Genomic DNA, 9,528 nt, shown 5'->3' on the forward strand with positions numbered 1-9,528 from the left:
ACATGGATCGCCTCAGCGCTCTTCGGCTCCATGACCTCGAACCGCTTCATGCCGAACTGCCCGATCCTCATCGGCTCCTTGGACATTCCTCTCACGCTCCTTTTCCCAGAAGCAGCTTCGCCTGCTCGACCGCTGTCCCCGCATCGGACGAGTAGTGCGCACCTATCTCCTTGGCCCACTCCTCAGACACAGCAGCTCCGCCGACCATGACAGGAGCCTTGATACCCGCGGCCCTGAGCGCCTCGACGACCTCTCTCTGGCCTTCCACTGTCGTCGTCATGAGGGATGACGCGCCGATCAGGCCAGCACCCACTTCCTTGGCCTTAGACACGAAGGTCTCCGTGGGCGCATCCTTGCCGATATCGTGCACCTCGAACCCTCCCGCCTCGAACATGATCCTCACGAGGTTCTTGCCGATATCGTGAATGTCCCCAGCAACGGTCCCCAGCACAACGTTAGCCACAGAGTGCCTCTTCTCCTTGCTCCTCTTCAGCTCGGGCTCGAGGACCTTGATCGCCGCCTCCATGATGGTCGCTGCGTAGATCAGCTCGACAACGAACATCTCCTTGCGCGCGAACTTCTCGCCCACCTCGCGAATACCCTTCGCGAGGCCGTTCTCAATAGCGTCGACGGGGCTCACACCGGCTGCGCGCGCCTTCCTAGCAGCCTCTACCGCAGCCTCTTGCTGCAGCCCCTTGACGCTGTTCTCCAGCTCGTTCAAGATCGATTGCCTGTCCGTCATGATGTCCACCTTTGCTTTGTCGGACTTGAGATGAAATCGCCCAAGTCAATGAATCAAGAGGTTTCAAGCTAGTGACGATGAAAAAATCACTGACGGTTCTCTCCGACCTGGACGCCAGCTCCACCATGCATCAGGAGAAGCATGAGGGACGAGCTAGTTTCAGAAAGATCCAAACGCTTCCTCATCATCTTGAACGCCTTCCTCTTTGAGCTCGTTATGTCAGAGCAGAATTGATATTGGCCAATTCGTACTTAAGGATTGACGACAGCACCTCAGGGTTCCTCGCGACAAAGCAGTACGTGGAAACTTACATAAGTCGGCAATATGTCTTGAACATCAAATGGAGGGAAAACGTGGACGAAATAAAGACATTCAGTCTCCCGAAACTAGCGTATGGATATGCGGATCTCAAGCCCTACATCTCTGAGGAGCAGCTGAAGATACACTACGAGAAGCACCACCAGGCGTATGTGAACGGCGCGAACGGCATCCTCGCCAAGCTGGACAAGGCCCGGGCGGAAGGCGTCGACTACGATGTCAAGGCAACCCTGAAGGAGCTCTCGTGGAACATCGGCGGCCATGTCCTGCACTCGCTGTTCTGGGGCAACCTAGCCCCCAAGGGCAAGGGTGGCGACAAGCCCGGCGGGAAACTAGCGGAATGGCTAGTCAAGGAGTTCGGCACGCTCGACCGGTTCAAGAAGGAGTTCACAATGGCCGCGAATTCCGTGGAAGGCTCCGGCTGGGCCGCTCTGGCACTAGGCGCGCAGACCACGAGGCCGTACCTCATGCAGATCGAGAAGCACAACCTCAACGTGATGCCGACCTACACCATCCTCATGGTCGTAGATGTGTTCGAGCACGCATACTACATCGATTACAAGAACGACCGCGGCAAGTTCCTGGAAGCGTTCTGGAACCTAGTCGACTGGGACGCGGTGGGCAAGAGGCTAGAAGCACACACCTGAACCGACGGATTCTGAAACCCCTTCTGTTCTTCTACCAAATGAGTCTACGTGAGCAATAGTAGGAGAAGTATCGCGCAGACGACCGCCGCGGTCATTAGGAATGATGGCATCAGAGACCGTAAAGTCAACCCTTCTTCGGGATCAATCTGGGAGATCTCGATCCTGTAATTGAAGCCGCAATGTGGGCATACGGTGAAGTAGACTGCCTGCTCCATGGCTCGGCCGCAGGATACGCAAGTCTTGGGATCCAGATGTCGACTCTCTATTGGTTGCCGTCGCAATTCCTTCCCGCAGGAATCGCAGAACATCACTCCCATGGAGTTCTCCCTAGGGCAGCAAGGGCCGCTCATTCGCTCTCCTCCGTGAATCATTCCGCGCTGCTCCCTTAAAGTCCTTTCTAATTGCCGGTCCTTTTCTGAATCCTGCTCTCAGAAACCCTTTTAGACCAGTTCTCTATCCTCCGTTCGATCAGGACAATTGGGAGAGGTCTCCTATGGCGGTAGCGCGGTTGAAGTTCTTCGACAAGGACGAGGAGGAGCTGGTACACGAGCAGAGCCTGAGATGCCTCGAGATGATCGGGGTCATGGTCAAAAGCCAGACGGTTCTCAAGATGCTGGAGCGTGCTGGTGCTGCCATCGATCTCAAGAAGGGGGTCGCTAAGCTCCCCGAGAGGATGGTCATGGACGCCGTCAAGAACGCTCCTAAGAAGATCAAGCTCGGCGCGCGCGACCAGAGACACGAGAGGGAAATCCCTGTGGACACGTATCCTCTCCTCTCGACGACGGGCCTCGCCGTGCACACTCGCGACCTGGAGACTGGGATGCAGAGGCCGACCACGAACAAGGACCTCGCGAACTTCTCAATCATGGCGGACGCGATGCCCGGACTGGATATCTGCTGGACCACGGTTACAGCTAATGATGTCCCTCAGGAGGCGCTCGCCGTCAACTCTCTCTGGACCGTTCTGCAGAACAACACCAAGCACATTCATGTCGTGCCTGCAACTCATGGCGCTGAAGACGCTCGGAAGCAAGTGGAACTCGCATCCCTTGTCGTTGGAGGCCCCGAGCAGCTTAGGAAGAAGCCGATCTTCTCAGTGATCAGTTGCTCGATTGCGCCCCTGTGCTTCGAGAAGGCGGAGATCGAGGCGCAGGCGGAATTCGCGAGGGCGGGCATACCTGTGATATCAATGTCCATGTCGATCTCCGGGCTGTCATCGCCCGTCACGATGGCGGGGACATTGGAGAACATCAACGCTGAAAACCTTGCGAGCCTGGTCATCTCCCAGACGGCCGCCCAGGGAGCGCCGTTCGTCTACAGCTCGGAATCCGCCCCGATGAACATGATGACGGGAGTGATGGACTACAACTCCTATCACCTCCCGCTTATCTCTGCTGGTGCTGCGCAGATGGCCATGCGGTACGGCTTGCCATCCCACACCTCCAGCTGGGGGTTCGAGACGAAGGATCCCGGCATCCAGGCATCGTTGAGCGAGGCCTTCGGTGTCATGCTGAACACGTTCTCCGGCTCTGACATGATGTCCGGCGCTGGGAGCCTGGACAACGCGAAGGGCGCAGCGCTCGAGCAGGTCGTCCTCGACTCGACCGTGTGGCAGGACATCAGGACCTACATGCACAGATTCCCTGTGAGCAAGGATGCGATCGCCCTTAATGTGGTCGAAGCGGTCGGGCACGCCGGCACATTCCTGAAGCACCCACACACGCTCAGGAACTTCAGGACCGATATCCTGGCTCGCGACCAGAGCAAGAGGAACTGGCAGGCGACTCTCTCGACAAGCATGTCCTCAGAGACGAAGGCGATCGCGAAACAGGTCCTCAGGGAGCACAAGGTCCCTGCCCTTCCTGCGGATGTCGTGAAGAGGGGCAACGAGCTCGTGAAGGCGTGGGAGAGGCAGGTAGGGGCCCATTTGGCCCATTAGGACAAACACCATTATACTCCCCCTCAGTAATGCCATGACAGTCAGTTGATGCACGGGATGGGCAAATGAGCGAATCGGACCTTGTCCGCTACTCACGCCGGATGAAGGCGAGCGTCTCCCTCGAGGGGGATGGCACGAGTGCGCACCCTCACTGTGACCTTCCGAGGATCAGTAGAAAGCTGATGGGATTCCCGTTCGCATCTGTCTCAGTGCTCGTAGTGCTAGTTACTCTGTTCCTTATGTCCATGGAACGGGGTGGATGGACCTGGTCGAGCTGGACCTACGCCTTCTCGTTCGTCATCATGATACCGCTGGTGATCTTTGAATTGAAGAGGAAGGCGGTCATCACCGGTGGCGCCATCATACTCCTCTTCTTCATGGTCCTCATCGACGCTGGCATGCCCGGATACTTCGGATACAGCCCCTCCGACCTCAACTGGTACGACAACTTGGCGCACTATCTCGGGACGCTCGTGATGACGATGTTCCTCTGGTCCTTCATCTGTTGGACCATGAGCCCGACCGGACCTCCGAGAACGAACGGCAGGAGAAAGTTCTGGGCTGCGATCTTGACCATGGTGGTAATCTCGTTCTTCTTCGAGTTCACCGAGTTCTTCACCGACACCGTATTCGGCTGGAGCAACTTCCACCCGGGCGTGGACACGGCGGGGGACCTGATATTCGACTTCGCAGGCGTGTTCACCGCCGGCGTGGTGATCGCGAGACACAGGGTAAGCACTTTGACAAGGCCGTTCTGGCACATCGACGCGATGACCGCATGAGCGAGCTCTAGAGCGCTCCTCTCTCCACCTTGTCGATCGCCTCTAGCAGGTCCGACGGCCTCATCCTGTCTGGCATGTTCCTGCTGTCCACATCCTTGTCCGCCGCGTGCTCCACAGCCGTCCTCAGAGCCGCCTTTGACGGGTCCCCAAGGAGCTTCAGCCTGATCGGCAGACCGACCTTCTCGCACCAGGAAACGACCTGCTGCACCTCCTCCCTTGGCCTCTTCTCGTAGACCATCTGGACGATGGTCGTGAACGCAACGACCTCGCCGTGTTCTCCCTTGATCTGTCCGGTCTTCATGAGCCCGTTGTGCAGCGCATGGGCGAGCGCGCAGCCGGTGTTCTCAAAAGCCATGGCCGACGAGAGCTTGACGGCTTCTATTATGTCATCGACGTCGAGCGAGTGTATCCCGTTTCTGAGATCAGTGATGGCCTTGAGACCATGCTCCATAAGGCTCTTGTAGCACGCGTCCCCGAGGGCAAGAGCCGAGAGAGTCGGAACTCGCCCGTCCATCTTCTTCATCCTGGTCTTCGCGTACGCCTCGCCCTCGAACTTGCACGAGAGAGCGTCCCCCATGCCCCAAATCATGTACTTGACAGGAGCCTTCGATATGATCTCCGTGTCCTCGATGACGAGCACTGGGCTTCTGGGCAGGATGAGGGCCTCCACGAACCTGTGATCTCCCGTGTAGACGATGCACTCAGAGCTTCCGTCAGCGTTCGTCGCGCACTGGGTCCCGACAGACATCACGGGTACCTTCAGCTTCCACGCGACTCCCTTCGCGGTGTCGATCGCCTTGCCTCCTCCGACGCCCACGACGAAGTGCGCCTTCTGGTGTTTGCCCTCATCGGCGAGTCTGTTGATCGTGTCGTGGGTGCACTCCTTGACTGAGTCGTTCCACCCGACCACTTCGATGCCATTCGATGCCAGCGATTTCTTGATCCTGTCACCCGCGGCCTGGAGCGCAGTGTGGCCTCCGACGACGTACGCCTTGTCTCCGAACGTGAGCGCTTTCTGGCCCAGGTGATAGATCGCACCCTTTCCCTGCAGATAGAGCGAAGGCGTGACCATCTTTCTGATAGCGATTGGCTTCATGAGATGTCCTAGCTCCTTGGAACTCCTAGAAGGCCACATTAGTGCAACTGTTGCGGGATATAAAAAACAAGTTGATTACCAATGGATGCGATTCACTTCATGTCCGAGAGGCAAATCCCTTGGAGAAGAAACCAAGCTGCTCGTGCACTGAGCCGAGCTCGCTCAAGGCGAGCACGAGAAAGAAGTACGACGATCAGTGGAGCGACCAGAGCGAGAAGGCCGCCTCCGACAGACGCAAGGCGCTGTCCATGGTCGCCGACCCGCTGCTATCCATGGTGCATCCGCTCACGAACAAAGTGGTTGCGGACTTGGGCATCGGGACCGGAAGCCTCGCTTTCAGGGCGCTCGAGCTCTGTCCTCCGAAGACGATGATAGGACTTGATTTTTCATCCGCTGGTCTCTTCGTGTCACGAGGGATATCGAGGCACTCGAAGTTCAGGGACATGGATGTGGAACTGGTCCGGGCCGACCTCGAACGCATACCCCTAGCCAGCAAATCGGTAGATGTTGTGCTGAGCCAGGCAACCATCAATCTGCTGCCCGACAAGGTCACCGCGATGAGGGAGATAGCGCGCATAGCCAAGCCTGGTGCCAGGATCGCTATCTCTGACGCCTTCAAGACCAACGTGTGCTCGAACCAGGGTTCATGGGAACAGTGCATCGCCGGAGCCGTGACGGTGAATGAATTCTCGACGCTCGCTTTGGATGCGGGGCTCATCATCTCCGGTCAAGTAGATCTTACACAGCAGGTCCGGATGCTCGTGAGCGCCAAGCGTTGGGATTGGCCCGAATTCTTGGAGCACAACATGGACTACAGAGGCTTCCTGTTGTTGAGAACCTAGTCCAAGAGCCATACCTCGTGAGAAACCTACGATTGTTTCTCAGCGGCGCGGTAGCGGTCGAGCTCGTAGCTCTCGCTCGGCCTCTCCCTCGCGTTCAGCGCGCGCTGTATGAACTGTCCGCAGTTGCTCCCGATGCGGTTCTCTTCAAGCTCGCCTATGCTCAGGACGACATCGAAGCCCTCTCGCTTGAGCGGCTCCACGATTCGATCCGATGTGCGTCTGTCGTGAGGGTCTATCGCAGACCTGAGCGACTCCTCGTGTCCGCGCACGGTCGGATTCAGAGGCGTCAACTTGATCATGAAGAGTGAAGGGTCGAAGTGTTCTCGGAGCAGCCCAGCGTCGATCGGGTACCCGACTGCCGGGGCGAAGTTGAGGGTCACCTTCTTGTCGCCTTCGTCCGGCCTCGTGAACTTCGCGCCGTACGCCGCGATCTCCTCAAGAGACCACTTCTTGGTCGGAATGAGCTCGTCCCTCATCTTCATGTCCGTCGTGTGTATGGAGAACTGCAGCTGGAATCTGCCGTGGGCATAGTGCCGTTCTTTGACCGCTATCAGCTTCTCGAAGAACTCTCTTGCTGGTTTGGTTCCTGGGGCCACCGTCGACATTGATGCTTGGAGTCCGGGCGCGTCATACATCCGGGGAAGACGGTCCATCGCGTCGAGCACTGCGGGGTTCAGGGAAGGCTCTCCCATCCTTGCGAATTGTATCTTGAACTTCTTGGTCGGGACTCGGCCATCAGGAAATCGCAGGCGGACCATATAATCTATCTGCGCAAGTATCTCATCGGCGGTCAGCCGTCCGGCGAACTCCCCTCCAGCGTCGCACATCCTGCATCTAATCGGACATCCGAACATGGAAGAGACGATGAGCACCCATTTCTGTTCGCGCGGGATCGGTGGCTGCACGGACTCGACGAATTCCACCATGAATCGCTTGGAGTCGGTTCGCGCACCTTCGTCTTCGCGCATCTGTGCGACGTAGACCCTGGCGATGTCGTCGCTTCCGTACTCCGAGATCATCCTCACTCTCTTTTTCCCCCCTTGACGTACCTCTCCGCGAGCATCGCAGCCAAAATCCCATCGCCTACTGCGATGCCGGTCTGGCGACAGCTCTCTCGTACCGCATCCCCGACCAAGAACAGACCCGGAACGTTTGTCATGGGCGGTCCTCCTCTCGCAATTGGGACTCCCAGGTCCGAGTCCCTGAGCAGCTCGAGGTTTGGTTCCCTGCCACAGGCGACGAGGACGTAGTCTCCGACGAGTTCCACCAGCTTCCTATCGTGGCTGCAGCTCAGGACAACGCGACCTCTGCGTTCGCTCACGCTCCTCGGGATGAAGCCGATTCGAACCTCGATTCCCGCCTGTTCAGCTCTCGCTTGCAGGAGCGGAAGACACCGCGGCGACGATCTCGTGAGGATGGTCACCTTGCAACCCTTGCCTCGTAGACTCAGGCCGTAGTCGAAGGCCGCGTCTCCGCCTCCAACGACCAGTACCAGCGAACCCCTTAGTCCCTTGCTGGGGATCGAGTTGATTCCATAGAACAGTCTCTTTCCAGTGAGGTCTGAAGCACCTTTCAACCTGATCGTTCTTGGGCGCGTCCCCGTCGCGACGATGAGCGTCCGTGATGCGCGCTCTTTTCTATCCGTCTTGATGACAAACTTTCCCTTTCTGAGGCTTATTCTCTCGGCTCGTTCCCTCGCAATCGTGACACCGACATCTCGAGCCTGTTTGACCATCAGCGCGGCCATATCGGCGCCCCTGATCCCGCCCGGAAAGCCTGGGTAGTTCTCGACCAGGTTTGCCTCACGCAGCAGTCCCCCAGGCTCGCCCATCTCCAGCAGTAGCGGGGAGAGGCCTGCTCGCTGAAGGTATATCGCTGCTGCCATTCCCGCTGGTCCAGCGCCAACGACTATGGCTTGCCTCACTTCACCCACTTCAGCACCTCCTCCGTCGTCACCGGTATCGCGAAACCGTCTGTGAGAGTCCTAAGGCTCGCAGTGTGCAGGTCTTCGCTCTTGGATGCGGTGCCGTCGATGACGATGAACACATCGAAGTCGCGCATGAACGCATCCCTTGCGGTGGTCTCGCAGCAAAGGTGAGTCATCACTCCAGTTATCAGGATCCTCTCAATCCCGAGACTCCTCAACCTGCCTTCCAGATCCGTACCGACGAATGCACTGTACCGCGATTTCTGCAGGACGTGCTCGCCGGGTTCAGGGGCCAGCGCTGGCGAGATCTCTGAGAGCTGGTCGTCTTCGTAAAGCACGTCTCTCCACCATCTCTCCATGGAGACAGCCGGGGCGCCCCTGGAGTTCGCGTGCCTGGTGAAGATCACTGGCAGGTCTCTGCGTCGGTATGCTTCGAGAATGCTCGTGACATTGCCGACGATCTCTGTGGCGGCAGGGATGAATGCGTGGGAATCGCTCTCGAGGAAATACCGCTGCATGTCGATGACGAGCAGCGCGGACCTCTCCGGGGAGAAAGCGTGTGTGTTGTTCCGATGGTCGCTCAGGTATGGTTGAACGATCCGTTGCCACTCCTTCGTTTTCTTCATCGTAACGTTGGCAGACATCCGACCCAGCCTCCCTAGGGTCGTTTCCTGGATTGGGAGGCTGGAAACGCCAAAACAGTGCCTCTATCATTGACGCGAATACGCTGTCCACTATTGAATCTTTTCGAGGCCGGGGGTTGTGACCCCGATGGAGGTGTGCGCATTGTTTCGGTGACGATTAGTCAAAGGGTACAATGAAATTGAATCGAATTAGCGCATGTATGAAGCGCAATCATGATAGTGCAAATGTGTTCAATTAGGTTATTAATAGTACATCAAGCATCATCTTTGACATGATGTCTCCTAGAAGGGATTTACTTTGGGCAAAGTGGCGGCGCGAACGCTTCTAACACTCCTAGCTCGAACCTTCCCACGAGCGTCTCCATCGAGGATTCCTGCAAACTAGATCCGGTCTCAGTTTTCGCGTCTCTGAGGGAGCAGTTCCCTGGTGAATGTTTCCTCCTCGAATCCGTCGAGGGCCCTATGAAGGTCGCCAGATACTCCTTCATCGGTGTCGAACCAATCTCTGTCTTCCGTTCCAAGGGCGGCAAGATCGACGTCGATGGGGAGATCAGGAACACGAATGATCCCTATGGAGCTCTGAGGAACCAG

Annotated in this window: 10 protein-coding genes; 5 read left to right on the forward strand and 5 right to left on the reverse strand. The window is 57.4% G+C overall.

The features are described 5' to 3' along the window. Nucleotides 1–91: 91 nt before the first annotated feature. Nucleotides 92–742, reverse strand: coding sequence for a cobalamin-dependent protein (locus tag KJ653_00040; GenBank protein MBU0684230.1), 651 nt, complete (start codon nt 740–742; stop codon nt 92–94). 353 nt (nt 743–1,095) lie between these two features. Here KJ653_00040 and KJ653_00045 point away from each other — a divergent pair, with 353 nt between their 5' ends. The 3 genes from KJ653_00045 (at nt 1,096) to KJ653_00055 (ending at nt 4,428) form a co-directional block, all read left to right on the forward strand. Beyond that, complete coding sequence (locus KJ653_00045; GenBank protein MBU0684231.1) at nt 1,096–1,707, forward strand: superoxide dismutase; 612 nt, start codon at nt 1,096–1,098, stop codon at nt 1,705–1,707. Nucleotides 1,708–2,200: 493 nt separating this feature from the next. Then, on the forward strand, nt 2,201–3,646 hold the full coding sequence (locus KJ653_00050; protein ID MBU0684232.1) for a trimethylamine methyltransferase family protein: 1,446 nt from the start codon (nt 2,201–2,203) through the stop codon (nt 3,644–3,646). Between the two features lie 65 nt (nt 3,647–3,711). Beyond that, nucleotides 3,712–4,428 carry a hypothetical protein gene (locus KJ653_00055; protein MBU0684233.1) on the forward strand — a complete coding sequence of 239 codons (717 nt, stop codon included), beginning with the start codon at nt 3,712–3,714 and terminating at the stop codon, nt 4,426–4,428. Nucleotides 4,429–4,435: 7 nt separating this feature from the next. Here the strand turns inward: KJ653_00055 and KJ653_00060 are convergent, their stop codons facing one another. Beyond that, on the reverse strand, nt 4,436–5,524 hold the full coding sequence (locus KJ653_00060) for a glycerol dehydrogenase (GenBank protein MBU0684234.1): 1,089 nt from the start codon (nt 5,522–5,524) through the stop codon (nt 4,436–4,438). A 119-nt stretch (nt 5,525–5,643) separates the two neighbouring features. Here KJ653_00060 and KJ653_00065 point away from each other — a divergent pair, with 119 nt between their 5' ends. Further along, nucleotides 5,644–6,366: a class I SAM-dependent methyltransferase gene (locus tag KJ653_00065; GenBank protein MBU0684235.1), complete on the forward strand. Its 723-nt coding sequence runs from the start codon at nt 5,644–5,646 to the stop codon at nt 6,364–6,366. Nucleotides 6,367–6,392: 26 nt separating this feature from the next. On the opposite strand, the gene KJ653_00070 is transcribed toward KJ653_00065, so the two are convergent. From KJ653_00070 to KJ653_00080, 3 genes are read right to left on the reverse strand one after another with little or no spacing between them, the layout of a single operon-like run. Further along, nucleotides 6,393–7,391 carry a radical SAM protein gene (locus tag KJ653_00070; protein MBU0684236.1) on the reverse strand — a complete coding sequence of 333 codons (999 nt, stop codon included), beginning with the start codon at nt 7,389–7,391 and terminating at the stop codon, nt 6,393–6,395. Beyond that, nucleotides 7,388–8,299, reverse strand: a complete 912-nt coding sequence (locus tag KJ653_00075) for an NAD(P)/FAD-dependent oxidoreductase (GenBank protein MBU0684237.1) — start codon at nt 8,297–8,299, stop codon at nt 7,388–7,390. Before KJ653_00075 ends, KJ653_00070 begins: the two co-directional genes overlap by 4 nt. Then, nucleotides 8,287–8,937, reverse strand: coding sequence for a cysteine hydrolase (locus KJ653_00080; protein MBU0684238.1), 651 nt, complete (start codon nt 8,935–8,937; stop codon nt 8,287–8,289). The genes KJ653_00075 and KJ653_00080 overlap by 13 nt, the downstream gene beginning before the upstream one ends. Nucleotides 8,938–9,300: 363 nt before the next feature. Between KJ653_00080 and KJ653_00085 the strand changes: the two genes are divergently transcribed. Further along, the coding region (locus KJ653_00085) for a hypothetical protein (protein ID MBU0684239.1) at nt 9,301–9,528 on the forward strand (228 nt) is incomplete at its 3' end.

The organism is Candidatus Thermoplasmatota archaeon (genome assembly GCA_018814355.1).
Taxonomy (GTDB): domain Archaea; phylum Thermoplasmatota; class Thermoplasmata; order UBA10834; family UBA10834; genus COMBO-56-21.

What these genes read in the sequence shown, in the direction of transcription:
- KJ653_00055 (MBU0684233.1), top strand. Translation starts at nt 3,712, where the DNA reads ATGAGCGAATCGGACCTTGTCCGCTACTCACGCCGGATGAAGGCGAGC.
- KJ653_00080 (MBU0684238.1), bottom strand. Translation starts at nt 8,937, where the DNA reads ATGTCTGCCAACGTTACGATGAAGAAAACGAAGGAGTGGCAACGGATC.
- KJ653_00050 (MBU0684232.1), top strand. Translation starts at nt 2,201, where the DNA reads ATGGCGGTAGCGCGGTTGAAGTTCTTCGACAAGGACGAGGAGGAGCTG.
- KJ653_00040 (MBU0684230.1), bottom strand. Translation starts at nt 742, where the DNA reads ATGACGGACAGGCAATCGATCTTGAACGAGCTGGAGAACAGCGTCAAG.
- KJ653_00060 (MBU0684234.1), bottom strand. Translation starts at nt 5,524, where the DNA reads ATGAAGCCAATCGCTATCAGAAAGATGGTCACGCCTTCGCTCTATCTG.